The organism is uncultured Maribacter sp. (assembly GCF_963975365.1).
Classification (GTDB): Bacteria; Bacteroidota; Bacteroidia; order Flavobacteriales; family Flavobacteriaceae; genus Maribacter.
On the sequence record NZ_CAXBGF010000015.1, the window covers coordinates 61163 to 80478 of the forward strand.

The 19316-nt window shown below is 35.5% G+C and carries 18 protein-coding genes; 14 read left to right on the forward strand and 4 right to left on the reverse strand.

All coding sequences use genetic code 11. The features are described from left to right. Nucleotides 1–16 precede the first annotated feature (16 nt). Both AACZ49_RS15335 and AACZ49_RS15340 read right to left on the reverse strand, forming a co-directional pair. On the reverse strand, nucleotides 17–1105 hold the full coding sequence (locus AACZ49_RS15335) for a DUF5009 domain-containing protein (protein ID WP_339656730.1): 1089 nt from the start codon (nucleotides 1103–1105) through the stop codon (nucleotides 17–19). A gap of 7 nt (nucleotides 1106–1112) precedes the next feature. Then, complete coding sequence (locus tag AACZ49_RS15340) at nucleotides 1113–2924, reverse strand: sodium:solute symporter family protein (RefSeq protein WP_339656732.1); 1812 nt, start codon at nucleotides 2922–2924, stop codon at nucleotides 1113–1115. A 75-nt stretch (nucleotides 2925–2999) separates the two neighbouring features. Here AACZ49_RS15340 and AACZ49_RS15345 point away from each other — a divergent pair, with 75 nt between their 5' ends. From AACZ49_RS15345 to AACZ49_RS15405, 13 genes are all read left to right on the forward strand, one after another. Continuing rightward, nucleotides 3000–3755 (forward strand): sulfite exporter TauE/SafE family protein, encoded by a 756-nt coding sequence (locus tag AACZ49_RS15345; RefSeq protein WP_339656734.1) that lies wholly within the window; start codon nucleotides 3000–3002, stop codon nucleotides 3753–3755. Nucleotides 3756–4133: 378 nt separating this feature from the next. Then, a complete protein-coding gene (locus AACZ49_RS15350) occupies nucleotides 4134–4400 on the forward strand; it encodes a nitrite reductase (NAD(P)H) small subunit (RefSeq protein ID WP_339656735.1) in 267 nt (88 codons plus the stop codon). A gap of 21 nt (nucleotides 4401–4421) precedes the next feature. Beyond that, nucleotides 4422–5012 (forward strand): DUF4202 domain-containing protein, encoded by a 591-nt coding sequence (locus AACZ49_RS15355; protein WP_339656737.1) that lies wholly within the window; start codon nucleotides 4422–4424, stop codon nucleotides 5010–5012. An 8-nt stretch (nucleotides 5013–5020) separates the two neighbouring features. Next, nucleotides 5021–5605 carry a bifunctional precorrin-2 dehydrogenase/sirohydrochlorin ferrochelatase gene (locus tag AACZ49_RS15360; protein ID WP_339656738.1) on the forward strand — a complete coding sequence of 195 codons (585 nt, stop codon included), beginning with the start codon at nucleotides 5021–5023 and terminating at the stop codon, nucleotides 5603–5605. A gap of 69 nt (nucleotides 5606–5674) precedes the next feature. Continuing rightward, nucleotides 5675–6349 carry a response regulator transcription factor gene (locus AACZ49_RS15365; protein WP_339656740.1) on the forward strand — a complete coding sequence of 225 codons (675 nt, stop codon included), beginning with the start codon at nucleotides 5675–5677 and terminating at the stop codon, nucleotides 6347–6349. Between the two features lie 3 nt (nucleotides 6350–6352). Further along, nucleotides 6353–7615: a HAMP domain-containing sensor histidine kinase gene (locus AACZ49_RS15370; RefSeq protein ID WP_339656742.1), complete on the forward strand. Its 1263-nt coding sequence runs from the start codon at nucleotides 6353–6355 to the stop codon at nucleotides 7613–7615. A 57-nt stretch (nucleotides 7616–7672) separates the two neighbouring features. Beyond that, nucleotides 7673–10090 carry a TonB-dependent receptor gene (locus AACZ49_RS15375; protein ID WP_339656744.1) on the forward strand — a complete coding sequence of 806 codons (2418 nt, stop codon included), beginning with the start codon at nucleotides 7673–7675 and terminating at the stop codon, nucleotides 10088–10090. Between the two features lie 10 nt (nucleotides 10091–10100). Then, complete coding sequence (locus tag AACZ49_RS15380; RefSeq protein ID WP_339656746.1) at nucleotides 10101–10847, forward strand: hypothetical protein; 747 nt, start codon at nucleotides 10101–10103, stop codon at nucleotides 10845–10847. 252 nt (nucleotides 10848–11099) lie between these two features. Then, nucleotides 11100–11564 (forward strand): PepSY-like domain-containing protein, encoded by a 465-nt coding sequence (locus tag AACZ49_RS15385; protein ID WP_339656748.1) that lies wholly within the window; start codon nucleotides 11100–11102, stop codon nucleotides 11562–11564. A 209-nt stretch (nucleotides 11565–11773) separates the two neighbouring features. After that, nucleotides 11774–12343: a phosphatase PAP2 family protein gene (locus tag AACZ49_RS15390; protein WP_339656750.1), complete on the forward strand. Its 570-nt coding sequence runs from the start codon at nucleotides 11774–11776 to the stop codon at nucleotides 12341–12343. Between the two features lie 70 nt (nucleotides 12344–12413). Next, entirely contained in the window at nucleotides 12414–13112 is a 699-nt protein-coding gene (locus AACZ49_RS15395; protein ID WP_339656752.1) for a DUF1003 domain-containing protein, read from the forward strand. A gap of 195 nt (nucleotides 13113–13307) precedes the next feature. Then, nucleotides 13308–15293, forward strand: coding sequence for a sulfatase-like hydrolase/transferase (locus tag AACZ49_RS15400; RefSeq protein WP_339656754.1), 1986 nt, complete (start codon nucleotides 13308–13310; stop codon nucleotides 15291–15293). Next, entirely contained in the window at nucleotides 15290–16177 is an 888-nt protein-coding gene (locus AACZ49_RS15405) for a YegS/Rv2252/BmrU family lipid kinase (protein WP_339656756.1), read from the forward strand. The genes AACZ49_RS15400 and AACZ49_RS15405 overlap by 4 nt, the downstream gene beginning before the upstream one ends. Nucleotides 16178–16404: 227 nt before the next feature. Here AACZ49_RS15405 and AACZ49_RS15410 read toward each other — a convergent pair whose 3' ends face one another. After that, nucleotides 16405–16959, reverse strand: coding sequence for a hypothetical protein (locus tag AACZ49_RS15410; protein WP_339656758.1), 555 nt, complete (start codon nucleotides 16957–16959; stop codon nucleotides 16405–16407). 344 nt (nucleotides 16960–17303) lie between these two features. Between AACZ49_RS15410 and AACZ49_RS15415 the strand changes: the two genes are divergently transcribed. Then, a complete protein-coding gene (locus AACZ49_RS15415) occupies nucleotides 17304–18356 on the forward strand; it encodes an aminoglycoside phosphotransferase family protein (RefSeq protein ID WP_339656760.1) in 1053 nt (350 codons plus the stop codon). Between the two features lie 21 nt (nucleotides 18357–18377). Here the strand turns inward: AACZ49_RS15415 and AACZ49_RS15420 are convergent, their stop codons facing one another. Next, complete coding sequence (locus AACZ49_RS15420) at nucleotides 18378–18944, reverse strand: TlpA disulfide reductase family protein (protein WP_339656762.1); 567 nt, start codon at nucleotides 18942–18944, stop codon at nucleotides 18378–18380. Nucleotides 18945–19316: the final 372 nt, after the last annotated feature.

Genomic DNA, 19316 nt, shown 5'->3' on the forward strand with positions numbered 1-19316 from the left:
TATACTACCTAACGAACTACACCTTAATAAATATTTTTCTCTGATAAAGAAAATAGCCAACAAAACTATAAAACAACACCACGCTTAGACCATATAATAGAGATGATGCCTCAAGCGCTAGAAAATTATGGACATATACTTTTTGAAATAGCCACCCGTGCAAAGAGGTATCTCCTATTTCTATCTGTCCCATAATTTTACTTATAAAACTAGATAAGAAGTAAATTACAATGGCGTTTGCGCCAGCATATCGAAATACAGAACCAAATTCTATTTTCCTTACATCGGTTAAATAATAAATGAGGGCGAGAATGAGATTTGCCCAACCAGCGGTAACCAGCACAAAACTGCTTGTCCAAAGTGCTTTATTAATTGGAAATACTAAATCCCAAATATGGCCGATGATTAAAAAACTACCACCAAGGCCCATCAATATTGTTGCTTTCTTAGCTTGTTTAGAAGTGAGTATTAAACCCGTAAAAACACCCAGCAAAGAACTAGCAATTGAAGGAATGGTACTCAACAAGCCTTCTGGATCATAGTCAGCCTTATAATTATGTGTGCCGAAAACTTGTACATCAAGCCAATTCGCCAAATTATTTGGCGCTCTATCTAAAGTTGAAGCAATTCCTTCTACGGAAACTAAGGTCATTAAAAGCCAATAACCAATTAATAAGATAACTGTTACCCCTATTAATTTTTTCCAATCGAGATTGATAAATAAAATAGCAGCAAAGAAAAACACTACTCCTATTCGTTGTAACACACCAGGGAAACGAATGTCTTGAAAATTCTTAAAAAACGGGAAATGTATTAAAAAAGCTCCAAGAAAAATACCTAAAGCAATTAATTTCAAGGTCCTAACTCCTATTTTCTTGTATACTTCAGCATTAACTTTTCTGCCCTTATAAGAAAAAGCTATTGAGGTACCTACAATAAACAAAAAGAAGGGAAAAACTAAATCGGTTGGCGTATACCCATGCCAATCAGCATGTAGAAAAGGGCCATAAACATTTGACCATGTTCCTGGTGTATTCACTAAAACCATTAGTAAAATAGTTGCTCCTCTAAAAATGTCAACTGATAATATTCTTTCCTTTACCATTCTAACTTTATAAGAGATTACCTTTTAATCGATTCCAAGCTTTTATCAACAGTACTCCAGAAATTATAGAAATTACTGTTAAAACTATAGCCTGAGTAGTTCGTCCATAAATCCAATAGCCCGTTGCAAACATGATAGAATAAATCAGAACAACCCCTAATAACATTGCTGTTATACCTGCAGGTACACTCCATTTTTCCTTTATCCTAACTATCTCCACAGAATCATCATCAGCATCCATAACCACTTTTGCCCAACCAGGACCTCCTGGTTGTATTTTTTTATAAAAACCTCTTAGAGTCTCCTTTGATTCCGGTTGGGTCATAAAGGTGGCTAACAACCAGATAAGAGTAGTGATCACAACTATAAATATATACTCAGACCAATCTGGTAATATACCGGTATCCGTAGCAAAAAGGAAAGCGCCAATTGGCGTCAATTTTAAAATGATTGAAATAATACCCGATGCGAACATTGCTGTTATTTCACTCCAAGCGTTTATTCGCCACCAGAACCATCTGAGAATAAAAATAAGTCCGGTACCCGCACCAAATGCCAATAAGACATCAAACAATTGTAATGCATTTTGCAGTAACAATGCCAGTGCCGCACTAAATATCATTAATACTACAGTAGAGATTCTACCTACTGCTACCAACCTTTTCTCTGATGCATTCGGATTTATCTGTTGTTTGTAAAAATCATACACGATGTAAGAAGAACCCCAGTTCAACTGCGTGCTAATTGTACTCATATAAGCAGCTACCAATGATGCTAATACAACACCAAGTAGTCCACTTGGTAATTTTGTCAACATCGCCGAATACGCCAAATCATGCCCTAATTTATCTGAAGTCACATTCGGAAAAGCTTCTTGAATACTAGCCAAATCTGGGTAAACCACTATTGATGCCAAGGCTACCAAAATCCAAGGCCAAGGTCTTAAGGCGTAGTGCATAATATTGAAAAAAAATGTTGCACCAATAGCGTGGTTCTCATCCTTGGCGGCTAACATACGTTGTGCAATATAACCACCACCACCTGGTTCTGCCCCAGGATACCATGAGCTCCACCATTGCACTGCAAGCGGTATAATAAATAAAGTAATCAATGCTTTTTTATTACTGAAATCTGGAAGTATATTTAATTTCGAAGCTACATTCTCATTTGCCATTATCGCCTTTATACCACCAACTTCCGGAATGTTAACTAAGTAGTAGGCCGCACCTATTGCACCTGCCATTGCCACAAAGAACAAAAGGAAATCGGTATATACCACTCCTTTAAATCCCCCCAAAGCACTGAAGGTTACCGTTATTAGCCCTGCACTAACCACGGTCTGCCAAGGCTCTAAACCTAACATGATACTGCCAATCTTAATTGCTGCCAAAGTTACAGCAGACATAGTAATCACATTAAAAATCACTCCTAGATAAACAGCTCTGAATTTTCTTAAAAAGCTCGCCGGTTTACCTCCATAGCGCATTTCATAAAATTCAAGATCTGTATTTACATTCGATTTGCGCCAAAGTTTAGCGTAAACGAAAACCGTTAACATACCTGTAATTAAAAAACACCACCATACCCAGTTTCCTGAAACACCGTTTGTACGAACAATATCTGTTACCAAATTAGGTGTGTCTGTTGAAAACGTGGTTGCGACCATTGAAAGCCCTAAAAGCCACCAAGGCATCGTACGGCCAGACAGAAAAAATTCTGTAGAATCTTTACCTGATTTTTTTGAAACATATATGCCGATGCCTAATACAAGGGAAAAGAACACTATGATAAAAGTATAGTCTAAAGTACTGAGTTCCATAAATTGGTTTTAGGTTGATTGTTAAAGATATGTTATTTTCGGATATTATTAAATCTAATACGCTAAACGTACAAAGTGCTACTATCAATGACTTCTGAAATTACCCCAACCGCATGGACTCTTGCTTATGGGGCGGCGTTTATTATCGGATTATCAAAAGCTGGCTTAAAAGGTGTCGCCGTAATGAACGTAACACTAATGGCCCTAGCATTTGGCGCAAAAGAATCGACCGGTATGGTAGTCCCCTTGCTTATTTTGGCCGATATTTTTGCTGTAATATATTACAATAGACATACACAATGGAAGTACGTTTTTAAAGTACTACCTTGGATGATTCTAGGGGTATTGATCGGGGTGGTAATCGGAAAAGATTTACCCGAAAAATTCTTTAAAATAGGTATGTCCATTATTATCATCACAACTGTTTTTATGATGTATTGGTGGGATCGTAAAAAATCGAAAACAGTACCTACCCATTGGGCATTTGCAAGTTCTATCGGAACTATTGCAGGCATAACCACAATGGTTGGTAATTTGGCAGGAGCTTTTTCGAATATTTATTTTTTGGCCATTCGCTTACCAAAAAATCATTTTATCGGTACTGCAGCTTGGCTGTTTCTAATTATAAATATCATTAAACTACCATTTCATTTTTTTGTTTGGGAGACGATTTCCTTTGAATCATTATCATTAAACCTAATACTTCTTCCAGGAATTTTACTTGGCTTTTTTGTAGGGGTTAGATTTATAAAATTAATTAAAGAAGCTTTTTTCAGAAAGATGATTCTAGTATTAACTGCTGTTGGAGCTATCCTTATAATGTTCAGTTAAAACCTAGGTGTCTAAAAACATACACTAATTCACCTCACCATTTTACGCATTAAATAATGTATGCCAAATTTCTTAACTGCAAACCAATAAATATTAAGGATACAAATTGCCTAAAAGGCTTAAAAATAAATTGGGACAAATTAATCAAGCACAACCTTAAATTATCAATTTGTTTCATGAAAGATATTCAATCTAAAAACCCATACAACGGCAATATAACAGAAACGTATTTTAAAGATAAGGAAAGTACAATTACAGCCAAATTGGATAAAGCATTAGCTATATAAGTTTCTTTGGCAAAGATGTAATTTACTGGTTAAAGTAGCCGATTTACTTTTAGACCGAAAAGAGGAATATGCTAAGCTAATAACAAAATAAATGGTAAACCCATTTCACAAAATATTACAGAAATTAAAACATACGCATTGGCATGCTTGTCAAAATCTTTGTCCGCATAAAATGGAAATGGCACTTTCAAGCGGATTAATCGGGGAAAAGAATATGGAAGCAAAAGTTGCCTACCCATTAGACAAAAACACCTTCTCTTTGAAAACAGGTGAAAATTTGAATGGAAGTTTAGATACGATTGCAACGTATCCTGTAAAAATAGAAGATGGTTTTGTGTATGTTGGCTTTTCTGAATAGATTTGAGTAAACCTTTCGCTAATGGCTACAACAGATGAATTATTACTAGCCTTTCAGCTTTTTGATGCAGCCAATAAGCAAGATCCCAATACCGAAATTTTTGATGGTACAACATACCCTAAAGAAATGCTGTATGGTATCCGAATGACAGAGCGTTTAAATGAGTTTGCCCCAAATGCATCAGAAGCATTGATACTAACCGCTCGTTGTCAACATATTTGTAGATGGGAGATTACAAGAGAATCATATACAATGAATCGTGAAGGATATTTAAAATGGCGCCATGATTTGAAAAAATTTCATGCTAGAAAAGCCTCGTCAATTTTACAAGAAGTTGGATACAATCAAGATACTATTGACAAAGTTTGTTTTCTCTTAGAGAAGAAACAACTTAAAAAAAATGATCAAACACAGACTTTAGAAGATGTTATTTGCCTGGTTTTTTTAGAGTACTATTTTGAGCCTTTTGCACTAAAACACCCTGTAGATAAAACCATTGAAATTCTTAAAAAAACGTGGCGAAAAATGTCAGCAAAGGGTCAGGAGGCAGCTCTTAAGCTGCCATTGTCAAAATATGTGTCTGAATTAATTTTTAAAGCTTTAAGTCAATAGAATACCTCATGGAACGGAACGAGCTATACCCAGTTTTTTTAAAAGTATCTAACCTTCAGATTTTAATCGTTGGAGGTGGCAATGTTGCCCTAGAGAAATTGACTTTTTTGTTAAAATCGAGCCCCAATGCGCAGGTTGAAATGGTTTCACCAATGTTTAGAGAAGAGACTATTGAATTGGCAAATAAATTCAACATAAAAATGAATGTTGCCCCCTATGATGCCTCTTTTTTAAAAGGCAAACATATGGCTATTGCTACCACCGACATCGTTCCTGTAAACGAACGAGTATATCACGATTGCAGAGCCCAGCAAATTCTTGTCAACGTAGCCGACAATCCGCCATTTTGTGATTTTTATATGGGTGGTATTGTAACAAAAGGCAACGTAAAAGTGGCTATTTCCACAAACGGCCAATCACCAACTACCGCTAAGCGTCTACGTCAATTTTTTGAAGATGTTATCCCCGAAAACATTGACGACCTTGTAAAAAACCTTAACGAATATCGAAAGACCATAAAAGGAGATTTTGAGGAAAAAGTAGAAACCCTTAATGAGTTTACCAAGGGATTGGTGAACAAGAAAAAAGAGTGATTTGCTAATCTGATTTAGGACACATTAAGGCTTAAGAATTTCTTTAGAATAGCAACTTAGATTTATACTATGAAAATTCTAATAGTAGAAGACGAGAAGGCCCTGCTACAATCTATCGCCAGTTATTTGGAGAAAGATGGAAATGTATGTGAAACTGCATTTAGCTATGAAGAGGCTTTATACAAAATAGACCTGTATGAGTATGATCTATTAGTTTTGGACATAAACTTAATCACCGGTAGTGGTTTAGACATTCTTAAACTTTTAAAAAATGACAAAAAAGAGACCGCCACTATCATAATTTCTGCAAACAACTCTTTAGATGATAAGCTAAAAGGGCTTGACTTGGGTGCCGATGATTATTTGACGAAACCTTTTCATCTTGCAGAATTAAATTCTCGTATAAAAGCTGTTCTACGTAGGGGTAAATTTGGAGGATCAGAGCGGCTGGAGTTTAACGAAATTTCAATTGATACTAGGTCTAAAACTGCCTATATTGCAAATAATGCCATGGCCCTTACACGTAAAGAGTATGATTTACTTTTATTTTTTATCACCAATAAGGGTAGAGTGCTTTCTAAAGAAATTATTGCAGAACATTTATGGGGCGACCACAGTGATATGGTCGATAATTATGATTTCATCTATGTCCACATCAATAATCTCCGTAAAAAATTGACAGATGCGGGTGCAAAATATATAAAAACTGCCTACGGTAGTGGGTACAAGTTTTTAGAAGAGTAAACTATGAGTTTCCCAAACAAAAAAATTCCATTATTACGAAAGAAATCTATTCGGTTTTTATGGATAAGTCTTGTCCTTGCAATTGTAAGCACCATTTGTATGTTTTTCTATGTAAAACAGCTTCTTACCAATGAGGTGGAAGAAGAACTACGTTCTACGGAAGCACGCGTAGAAAACTCAATTACAGAAAATCATGAACTTTACCAAATACCTCCGGTTATAGAAATTTTACCTGTATCTCGTATAGGTGAGGAAAAATTGAAGGACACCTTAATATTTGATCCTTCGCAAAATGAGCTCGAAGCCTTTAGGGAACTAACAACGTTCACTTCTATTGAAGGTAAAGCATACCGTATTACCGTAAGGGCATTGATCGTAGAATCAGAAGATATCCTAATAGCCGTTATCCTATCCTACCTTATAATCATCTTTTTCATTTTTGTTTTTTTGTTTTACCTCAATAAAGCAAGTAATAAAAATTTATGGCTACCGTTTTTTAATACATTAAACCAAATGAAACTTTTTTCGGTCTCGTCTGAAAACCCCATCACCTTAAATGAAAGTGACATAATAGAATTTTCTGAGCTTAACACTCATATAAAGGCCTTAACTGATAAAGTCCGTTCAGACTACAAGAACCTGAAACAATTTACAGAAAATGTTTCCCATGAACTTCAAACCCCTTTGGCGATAATTCAAGCTAAAATTGATACCATTATAAATGGTGATTGGCTTAATAATTTACAGTTTGAGCAATTATCATCGATTCAAAACGATATTCAGCGCCTAAAACAATTAAACAAAAAACTAGGCCTTATTTCCAAAATAGAAAATGACCAATTCACCAACATATGTCTGTGCAATCTAAACCAGATTCTAAAAGATAGAATAGAAAATTTATCTGAGCTATACACTACAGAAATATTATTTGAAAATATTGATGATATTATTCTTAAAATGGATGGCCATCTTGCAGAGGTTCTTTGCGACAACTTACTATCTAACGCCTTAAAATATAGTTTGCCCAATGCACCAATAGTGGTGGTCCTAGAAAAAGAATCACTCATTGTAAAAAACCAAGGCAAACGTGCCCTATTAAAACCGAACCAATTGTTTCAACGATTCTATAAAGAATCAGATGAAGTAAAGTCTACCGGATTAGGGTTGGCCATTGTAAAAAAGATATGTGATTTATATGGCTTTCAACCTTCCTATAGGTATACCAATAACGAACATCATTTTACCATTTCCTTACCAAAACAATAGTGTTCTTAAAACTATCTTTAGATTCTTAACCTATAATTGCTCTCAAAAGTTAATTTTATGCACAAGATTTTAATCGTTATACTGTTTTTTTCCTCCCTTACCAACGCATTTTCTCAAAGTTCAGTAAATGTTACCGGCCAATTACGTGATGCAAATACCCTAGAAAATTTAGCTTTCGCTAATGTTACGGTCCAAAACTCTACCGATAATTCTATGGTAACAGGTGCGATAACAGATGACAATGGACGTTTTGAGATTTTAGGCCTGTCCACAGGAAAATACACCTTACTATTTTCATTTATAGGATATGAAACGGTAGAAAAACCGCTTATCGCTGGCGGATTAAACAGTGTCTTCGACCTAGGGCAAATAGCATTACAGCCAAGTGCAGAACAATTGAATGAAGTACAGGTGGTTGGGCAAGAAGCTACTACCAATAGCGACCTCAATAAAAAATCATTTAATCTCGATTATAATATTGCCCAAGCAGGTGGTTCTGTACTAGATGCCATGAAAACTATGCCTGGGGTTACGTTTGACCAAGATGGAAAAGTAGTTTTACGTGGTAGTGATAAAGTGGTGGTACTCATTGATGGCAAACAAAGTAGCTTAACCGGTTTTGGTAATCAAAAAGGTTTGGCTAACATCCCAGCGTCCAACATTGAGAAGATTGAAATCATCAACAATCCATCGGCAAAATATGATGCTAACGGTTTTGCCGGAATCGTCAATATTATCTACAAAAAAGAAACTCAAAAAGGTTTAAATGGTGATGTAGGCCTTTCTTTCGGACTTGGTGCACTGGGCAAAAGAAGACCAGACACCCCTACTGATTTAGGTAGTTTTTCAGTTAATCCCAAACTAATTCCTAGTCTAAATCTTAATTATAGAAAAGGGAAACTCAATTACTTTCTACAGTCAGAATTTATAGTTCAAGAAGCTTTACCCAACAATGAATTTACGACTAGAAATTATGATGATGGTCGCAATATTATTTCTCAAGTACCAGAGAACAGAAAGCAATTTCGTTCTATCATCAATGGCGGAATTGACTATAACTTAGATGACAATAATAGCTTTACGTTCTCTGGTTTATATGACCGAGAACGGCATATAGATACTTCTCAAGTTGCTTTTATAGATTTGAATACCAATACTAGAAATCGATTTTATAATTGGCAAGAAGAAGAGGTTACCCGTTACATTAATGCCGCAGTTAATTATCGACATTCATTTGAACAACCCGGTCATACCTTAAGTGCCAATGCTCAATATACCCAAGGCCTAGAAGATGAAACCTATTCATTAAACGATAGTTCGGCCGTTCGTGTGGGGAGAGACAAAACCAATATAAAAGCCATAGAAAATACCACTAGTTTATCTTCAGATTATGTAAAACCGCTGAGTAATGGTAGACTAGAACTTGGCGCGAAACTTCGCATTCGAAGACTACCTGTAGATTATACGATTACCCCAGGTAATGAATCTATTATTTATCCTGGACTTGGCTCTTTTTCCGATTGGGGAGAAAATTTATATGCGGGTTATGTCAATTACCTTCTAGAGAAAGAATTCTATGATATTGAAGCGGGATTAAGAGCCGAACAGACTGATGTTTTTTATGACTTAGACCCAGCGAACACATACTACCCAAACAATGATAAGTACGACTATTTCGAGCTTTTCCCTAGTGCTCGTTTTACCTATAAACTAAACGAGCATAATAAAATATCAGCATTTTACAATCGACGTATCGATAGACCAGGTGAACCAGAATTACGTGTGTTTCCTAAATATGATGATCCAGAATTACTGAAAGTTGGTAACCCTTATTTACGCCCTCAATTTACAGATGCCTTTGAAGTGGCACACAAATATTCATGGAATTCTGGCTCGTTATTTTCAGCTGTGTACCACCGAATTATACAAGATCAATACATGCGTATTTTTAGTATCGATGATTCGAACCCTAATTACGATATCGTAAACAAAATCTATCAAAACACAGGCAGAGCTACAAATACGGGATTGGAGTTGTTGGCTAGTCAAGACCTTACCCAAAATTGGAGCCTTTCAAGTACGGTAAACTGGTACTCAAATGCTATTGATGAATATGAAGGCACCGTGCTTTTCCCTTTTGTTCGGCCTTTTACTATTGAGGCTTCTACCGCAAATGCATGGAATGCCAAACTTACTTCAGAACTAAGTTTACCCAATGAATTTACTTTTCAATTGACCGGTGTTTATTATTCGGATAAAAACATTCCTCAAGGGAAAGAATTGGCGCGTTCTTCTGTAGATCTTGGTGTCAAGAAAAACCTATGGAACAAAAAAGCAGAGCTCACCTTTTCTGCTACCGATATATTCAACCGTTTTGGTATAAGGCAAGAAGTTCGAAACGAAGGATTCACCGCGACCTATCATAATTATTTTGAGACCTTGTTGTTTAGATTAGGCTTTAAATATAAAATTTAATGAAAACCACATGAAGTCCCTAAACAAAGTTGCCCAGATTACTTTATTGTTTTGGTTAATGAAAATCGTTGCCACTACGTTGGGTGAAACCTTAGGAGATTTCATTGCGCAAACTTTAGATTTAGGATACACGGTGGGTTTACTTATCACCTTTGCTTTTTTCGGTATTGTTTTAGTAATTCAATTGACCCGAAAAAAATACGTGCCAATTTGGTTTTGGCTTGTTATTATAGCCACTACAACCTTGGGCACCGAAATATCTGACTTTATTGACCGTAGCCTTCATCTTGGGTATACCTGGGGTAGTATTGTTTTATTTATCGGGCTTATAATATCCCTTTATCTGTGGTACAAAAAATACAATAACCTAGAAGTTTACCCCATAGCCGAAAGAAGTAAAGAAACGTATTATTGGATTGCTATATTATTCTCAAATAGTTTGGGGACCGCATTTGGAGATTATCTAAGTGATGTGATTGGATTTAGTTACCTACTTGGGGCCATGGTTACCGCAGGTATTATTGTTCTAGTCGTCTTATTACATTACTTTACCAAAATTAATCAGATTGTACTTTTCTGGATTGCCTTTATTTTCACAAGACCTTTCGGGGCAACCTTTGGCGATTTCTTAACCAAACCACTAGAAAAAGGAGGTCTCGATTTAGGAACGCTTCCTGCTTCCCTAATTTCCATAGTGCTTATGGCCGTTTTAATTTTCCTATCACATAAAAGACTTCGTGCCATTGAGGTCTCATAACTCCACTAAAATTTAGGAGGCAGTAAATTGAATTGAAGCTTTAGTAATTCAATACCTTATAACAATCTCGCCATGAAATAAAAATGAATTATTTCTCTACTTGTAGGCGTCTAAATTTTACCTATACTGGCATTTTCTTCGATAGAAAATAATTGTACTAAAAGACAAAAGATTCCCTTAAGAATTACTTAAAACCATCTTTAGATTTAGGTATTAGTTTTGACTAATAATCTTTAAATCAGTTTGAAAATCATGAGTAAAATAAAATTATTAGGAACCCTAGTTCTTACCCTAATTATTGGGTCGGGCATTTATGCTTTTGGATTCAATAGTGAGGTACCACAAAAGGTGAAAGCTGCCTTTACCATGAAATTCCCTACCGTAAAAAAAGTAAAGTGGGATAAGGAATCGGATACCGAATGGGAAGCTGAATTCAAAATTAAAGGAGTTGAATATTCTGCAAACTTTTTAGAAGATGGCACATGGCAAGAAACCGAGCACGAAATCAAGAAAAGTGATATTCCTGAAAACATAAAAAATATATTGAATTCTGATTTTAAAGGGTATAAAATCGAAGAATCAGAATTTTCAGAAGCTATAACTGGTTCGGTGTATGAATTTGAACTAGAGAAAGGTGAAGAAGAATTAGAAGTAGTATTTGACTTCAATGGAAAATTGGTCAAAAAAGAACTAATAAAAGAAGACGATATTGATTGATGGTTTTTAATGATTGGTGAATTGAGTGTTTATTTGAAAGTGTTCGGAATTTAAATTCCGAACACTTTTTCTACAAATTACCGATACTTTAAAATTAGATAACGAACATCCCCTTTTTAGAACCTTTTTGCCTTGAATTGTATTCATACTATATAACTACAAAATAGCCTTATCCTCCACAATAAAACTTATCAAAAATCTTAAATCATATGAAATTTATTTACTTATTAATTTTTCTCTTTCTTTTAAACGTTAGCTTTTCTCAACAAAAAGATACTGCAAGGGAAATTAGAATGGAGACCCAAATTCAAAACATAGGAGATTATGCACAATACGCCCCAACGGCATTTTCTTTGATTACCATACTTGCTAAAAAAGACAAAGTAGGTTTCTGGCAATTAAGCAAATCTGTGGGCACAAACTTAACAGCAACATGGATTCTTAAATATGCTATAAATAAACCAAGACCAGAAGGTAGAACAGACGGTCATGCTTTTCCTTCGGGCCATACTTCTTTTGCTTTTCAAGGAGCTTCATTTTTACAAAAACGTTACGGGTGGAAATATGGTGTGCCGGCTTATTTGGTTGCTGGCTTTGTTGGCTATAGCCGACTAGAAGGTGTAAATGACAGACATGATGGTTGGGATATTCTTGCTGGAGCGGCAGTAGGGATTGGGAGCACCTATTTATTTACAACCCCTTATTTAGAAGAACATTTAGAGCTTAGTTTTGATAGTGGTAATGGTGCTTATGCCATGGGTGTAGTTTACAAGTTTTAGATACAAACGATGGGTTAGGTAGCAGTATTTATTGTAATTTCAATAGCGTAATTATGCTAAAAAACGTGATATGAATACATTTATCAGTAGTATCTCTCAGCAAGAATTTCCAAAGAGCGAGCAAGTTTTTGGTAATACAATAAGAAAATCAATTTTTGATGTAATTCTAAATGACTACCCTAGTTTCAATAAAAAAAGTTCTATTTCAATTGCCGAACTAAACCTATACCGCCAAAAGTATCTTTCTAGCTATTTGGTTAAAGAGGTAGGTGAACTTTCTCATTTAGAGGAAGATGTTTTAAAAACATTGAATGATCATGAAATCATCTCTGAAAATGTAAAAGACACCTCGAATGATTTTAATTTCGGTCAACAACTCGCAGATAAGGTGGCAACATTCGGCGGTAGCTGGAAATTCATCCTACTTTTTGCCTTTATAATTTTTTTCTGGATTTCAGCGAATATCATTTTATTGGCGAATAAAGGTTTTGATCCTTACCCGTTCATTTTATTAAATCTAATTCTTTCTTGCTTAGCGGCTTTACAGGCACCTGTAATAATGATGAGTCAGAATAGGCAAGAAGAAAAGGATCGTGAACGTGCAAAACAAGACTATATGGTCAATTTAAAGGCCGAGCTTGAAATTCGTACCCTTCATGAAAAAATAGATCATTTAATAATTCACCAACAACAAGAATTATTAAATATTCAGCAAATACAGGTAGAAATGTTAGAGGATATTATGAAGCAAATTCATCCCAAAAAGTAATTATAATCAACCTTATTGTAACAAATTTGAGATTACTTACATAAATCAGGCGTCTAACTTCAATTTTCATAGTAACTTAAAACATCCCAGACAGAAAGCAATATATTGAAAGATTATTCCTTTAGTGTAAAACTTTAACTTCTCTTAAGAATCTAACTATACATTTAGGGTCAAATTACCCTAAATACATTTTATATGTGGACTCTTCTGTTTCCAAAACGTTTTTCACTACTTAAAGCCTTTGTATTTCTTTTTATTTGTATTTCATTTTTAGTACGGCTTACCTTTTTCATTTGGGATTTTTCAGAGGTAGATGCCCATATAGGCACTATGGTTGGAACGTTCATTACTGGGCTATTTTATGATATAGGAACGCTCTCCCTATTCTTAATGCCCTTCTTGGTTTATCTATTAATTTTCCCCAAGAAATGGTATGGTTCTTTGGTCGATAAAATTAGCACTTGGTTTGGTTTTTTCTTAGCCGTACTTATCATCTATTTCTCCTTTTTTGGAGAGTTTACTTTTTGGGATGAATTTCAACGCCGCTTTAATTTTATTGCGGTAGATTATTTAATTTATACCTATGAGGTTGTCAAAAATATTAATGAGTCTTATCCACTTCCATTACTAATCGGCTCTTTACTTTCATTAGTAGCGCTCACTCTTTATGTAGTACATAAAAGAAAGTTATTTCAGAAGACATTTGAAAATGAAACTACCTTTAAACAACGGTTATTGGCTACTCTGCCATGGGTTACTATATGTCTTGTATTCAGCTTTTTCATAAACAATGATCAGGCAGAATGGTCTAAGAACAGATATAACAATGAACTATCAAAAGCTGGTATTTATTCCTTTTTTGCCGCCTTCCGCAATAATGAACTGGCCTTTTCTGAATTTTACACCGCAATACCTCAAAAAGATGCTTTTGCTGCTGTTAAAAAGCAATACCTACCTTACGGAGATACCTTCGTTGATGCAACTAAAAATGAGATATACAGAACAATTCATTCGACAGACACTACAAGAACGGTACAAAAACCGAATATAATTTTCATCTGTATAGAAAGTTTGAGCGGTAAATATTTGAACAGTTTAGGGGGTGATCAGAACATCACTCCGGTATTAGATAATCTTGCCAACCAAAGCCTTTTCTTTACCAATTTGTATGCAACGGGTACACGCACGGTTAGAGGAATGGAGGCCATTACATTATCAATACCGCCTACCCCAGGCCGTAGTATTGTTAAAAGAAAAAATAACACCGGTCTTTTTACTATTGGCGAAGTATTTAAAGAACAAGGCTATGACCGTAATTTCTTTTATGGGGGTGACGGTTATTTTGACAATATGAATACGTTCTTTGGGGGCAATGGCTTTAATATCGTTGATCGTGGCCGTGGCTTTTTATTGGATGCAAATAACACGGCAAAAAGAACGAATATCGAAGATGATGAAGTTACATTTGAAAATGCCTGGGGCGTTTGTGATGAAGATATTTATAACAAAGTACTTAAGGAAGCAGATTTGGCACACCAAAACGGCAAGCCCTTTTTCGATTTTGTAATGACCACTTCGAATCATAAACCTTTTACCTACCCAGAAGGTAAAATAGATATTCCTTCAGGTACAGGAAGAAATGGTGCAGTAAAATATACGGATTATGCAATCGGTGCGTTTTTAGAACAAGCAAAGACTAAACCTTGGTTTAGTAACACCGTATTCGTTATTATGAGTGATCATTGTGCAAGTAGTGCCGGTAAATGGGAATTAGATGTGGCCAACTACAACATTCCAGCACTTATTTATAATTTACCGAACTTAAAGCCTTCTAAAAACAATACGCTTTGTTCTCAGATAGATGTTTTTCCAACTTTGTTCTCTACCTTAGGGTGGGAATATGACAGTAACCTTTTTGGCATGGATATCCTTAAAATGGGTCCGAAAGATGAACGTGCACTAATTGGTAATTACAGAAAATTAGGCTATTTGAAAGACGGTAAAATATTGGTGCTTGGTGATGGAGAAACCGTTAATTTTTACGAATGGAATGCTATGGACAATAGCCTACAAAATACTCCTATGAATGAATCGTTTAAAAATATAGCCATCTCAAACTATCAAGTAGCAGATGAACTTTACCATAATGGGGGGCTGCAATTGAAATCACTTCATCAATGATTCGAATCCATTTTATAGTAAACCCAATTGCAGGCAACGGCCAAGCACTTACGACCAAAGATGAGTTACAGCCTTATTTTATAAGCGGTGTACATGATTTAACCCTTAAAATTTCTGAATATAAAGCTCACGCCACGTTATTGACCCAAGAATCTATTTTAGAAAAAGCAGATATCATTGTTGCCTGTGGTGGTGATGGCACTATAAATGAAGTCGCCACCTGTTTAATCGGCACCAACATTGCTTTGGGTATTCTACCTATGGGCTCTGGTAACGGATTGGCCTCTAACCTTAAAATTCCGAAGAAAAGGCGAAAAGCTTTAGAGATTATTAGGAACAAACATGAAGAGCTTATTGATGTTGGTCGTATCAATGGTCGCTATTTTTTTAGCAATACAGGGGTAGGTTTTGATGCCAGTTTGATAAAGCATTATGAATCTTCTGAAAAAAGAACACTTTTAGGATATATCAGTGCCTGTGCCACCACCTTTAGAGACATTAAAAAGAACGAACCTTTATCTATTGGTATCAATGGCGAAACCCCTATGATCAACCCATTTATCGTTTTAATTTCTAATTCTAATGAAATGGGCTATAAATTAAGTTTAACACCAAAGGCTTCGCTTCAAGATGGTAAGCTCGACGTGTTGGTCATCAAAAAAATTAATCGATTAAAAATGCTATGGTTGGGTATTTTAATCTTGATCAGAAAAGTGCATTGGTTAAAAGAATCGAAAAGCTTTCAAGCCACAAATGTGCACCTTCAACGTAATCATTCCGATTTTTTCGATACTCAAGTAGATGGTGAACATAACAGAATAGACACCAACCTACTTGACATTTCCATATTAGAAAAATCATTGTGTGTCCTTACCGCAAAATAATTGACGCATTACCACAGTAATACGCAAAACTTTAAATTCTCTTAAGAATCGCATTGTATTTTTTTTGAAATTCAAATACAAGCCTAAATGCTTTTTACTTTTGAGACCAAAATTCTGTGCAATAAAACTGTAATCATCTTCATTATTGCTACGACTACACTTATTTACAGTTAAAATAAAAACCCATAGCCTCGGCTATGGGTTTACGATATATTTGTTACAGTAAATTAACGATCTGCAGAGGCATGATCCATATCATGGCTACAACTGTAGTGTGCGTTATCGGCAGCATAGGCTGAAGCTTCAGCTGAATTTCGCACCTCTCTAAGTATGCGTTGCGCCTTTCTCATATGAAACTGTAAATTACCAAGGTTTTTAGATTTTGATGCATTCTTTACATTTTCAAAAGCTTCACTTGCAAAATCGCGTGCATCGATAGCGTTTCTTTCCGCATCGATCGTATAGCTCATTGCTTCATCTAATCCGCAGCTTTCAGAATCATATTGTGCTTCAGAAGCAAGAGTAACGGCTTCTTCTGCTGCAGTAACCGCTTGGCCCATTAAAAGCATAACCGTTTTGGTATTTGTACGTGCTGTACTTAATCTTGCATCATACGAAGCCGTTTCTGCAGCAGTACTTAATGAATCGGTTAGTTGACTCACCTGTAGCATGTAACTTTGTACATCGCTAATTTCACTTTTAAAAACTTCACATTGGGCTTGTGCATAATAGGAAGTAAAAAATAATACGGTAACTTTTAAGTAGGCTATAATCTTAATCATTCTTAGGGAAAAAATTTTAGTTATAGTATTAACTTCTATATTTTCAAAATCGTATTTCCAATAGATGTACTACACATAATTAAGTTAAAAAACCTCTTTTTTCAATATATTGTAGATGATCTTACCCGCAAATGAGTAAAGTTTCACTCCATTTAAAACCTTATTCTCTGTATTTGATACTTTGCTTTGTTTGCTACACAAAGTAGTATTTTATTATAGCAGTAGGCTACGGTTATTAACGATTAATATGTATTTCAATTTACGGGTGAATACTACAGGATCATAGGGATTCAATTTTTACAGCAATTTCAATACCTTTAGCTTCCAAATTGCATGACCCATTTATGATTCAAAAGCAGCACATGCTTGATATACTTCAAGAATTCAACCTCAACGGAAACAACTTTCAATACGCGCCATTAACTGCGGGACTCATTAATGAAACCTATTTGGTTACCGATACCGAAGGTGAGCAATTCATCCTTCAGAAAATCAATCGGAATGTGTTTAAAAACGCAGGTATTTTGATGGATAATATTGGCCATGCACTACCTTTATTAACTGCTGATGATTATACCCAAATTACATTTGTGCAGACCAGAACCGGAGAAAACTACCTCTTGAAAAATGATGATTTCTGGAGGATGATGACCTATATTTCTAATAGCACCACCTATAACATAACCACCAATACTAGTACTGCTTTTGAAGCGGGCCGAATTGTAGGAAGGTTTCATAACCTTTTAAAGGGTGCCGATACAGGGCTTTTTGAAGACACCTTACCCAAGTTTCACAACCTCAACCATAGAAGGCATGAGTTTGAAGTGGCGCTTAATAATGCGGAACCACAGAAACGTGAAATAGCTGCTGACGCCATTAAAAAAGCACATCCCTTTCTAAAGGAGCTCAATACGTTAGATAATGAAAAACTACCTGTACGTATCTGTCATAACGATACCAAACTCAATAATATATTATTCTCTAAAAACAGTGATAAAGCCTTGTGCCTTATCGACCTAGATACGATAATGAAAGGCTATTTTTATTACGATTTTGGCGATGCGATAAGAACTGTTGTCAATGTTGCCCCTGAAGATGAGCAAAACCATGACCTTATTTCTTTTAACAGCGAATTGTTTGAAGCTTTTGTTGACGGACTGGCATCGAACGACTCTTTTTTGACGGAAGAAGAAAAACAAAGTTTGCCACTTGGGGCCGTATTTATGCCCTTTATTCATGGTTTACGGGCACTGACAGATTACTTGAATAATAATACCTACTACAAAGTCACTTATGAGAACCAAAACCTCGATAGGTGTTTAAGCCTATTTGATTTTGCTGAAAAGGCATTGGCTAAAAAAGAGATGATGGCTGCCTATATTCAAAAACGCTTATAGAAAAATTCCCTAGTGTTGTGCTTAATTCAACAGTAATTCATCTAAAAGTGCTCGCACCTTGGCACTGTTCCAATCTGCGGCACCGGTTTCTTTGATAATAATGTTACCCTTCGCATCTATAATATAATTGGTGGGAAGGCTGTTGCTTTGTAATATTTCTGGTGCTTGCATTTGCGGAATATACACGGGTACATCATACCCTTTTTTGGTGATAAATCGTTGCACCTTCTCCGTCTCTTCTTGGGTTAATAAGACAAAATCAACGTTGTCTCCGTAATCGGTATATAATTCTTGAATACCCGGCAGCTCTGCAATACAAGGCGGACACCAAGTCGCCCAATAACTCAAGAAAGTAACCTTTCCTTGACCTATGGCAATACGTTTCGTTGCTCCATTCAACTCTTGTACCACATATTCAAAAGGAACTACCCGTTCTTGGTCTTCTTCATCCTCAACACTAGGGGACCAAACTGCCACTTTTAGTTTATTAAGTGCAACTTGAATAGGTGTTCTGGTCTGTGGTATCAGAAGCAAGACTATGAACACCACAAAAATGATATCGCTGATTTTGAACTTTAGTTTTTTCATGAGATGTAAAGGTTAGACATGTATAACTACCTTAAAATGGGTAATTCCGTTTTATATATCCTTTATTTGACCCTTTTAGTTTCTTTGAGGTAGCCATTTAGAATTATGCTGAACAATGCAAGCCAAATTAGGCGATATACCCAAATATTCATTTCAAATCCGAAAAATGGACGTGTATCGCCCATTGTAAAAAAACTATTCACGATGGTAATAAAAGCCAAAACCATTCCTATCATCGATAATGTTTTTCTCATCATTTAAATTTATTCATTTCCTAGAATCTATTTCGCTTTTCAGTGTTTTCACGTTCTTTAAGTTCAAAGGAGGAATTGCAGAAAGTGCTTCTTGATCTCGTTTATTTTATTTTTTAAT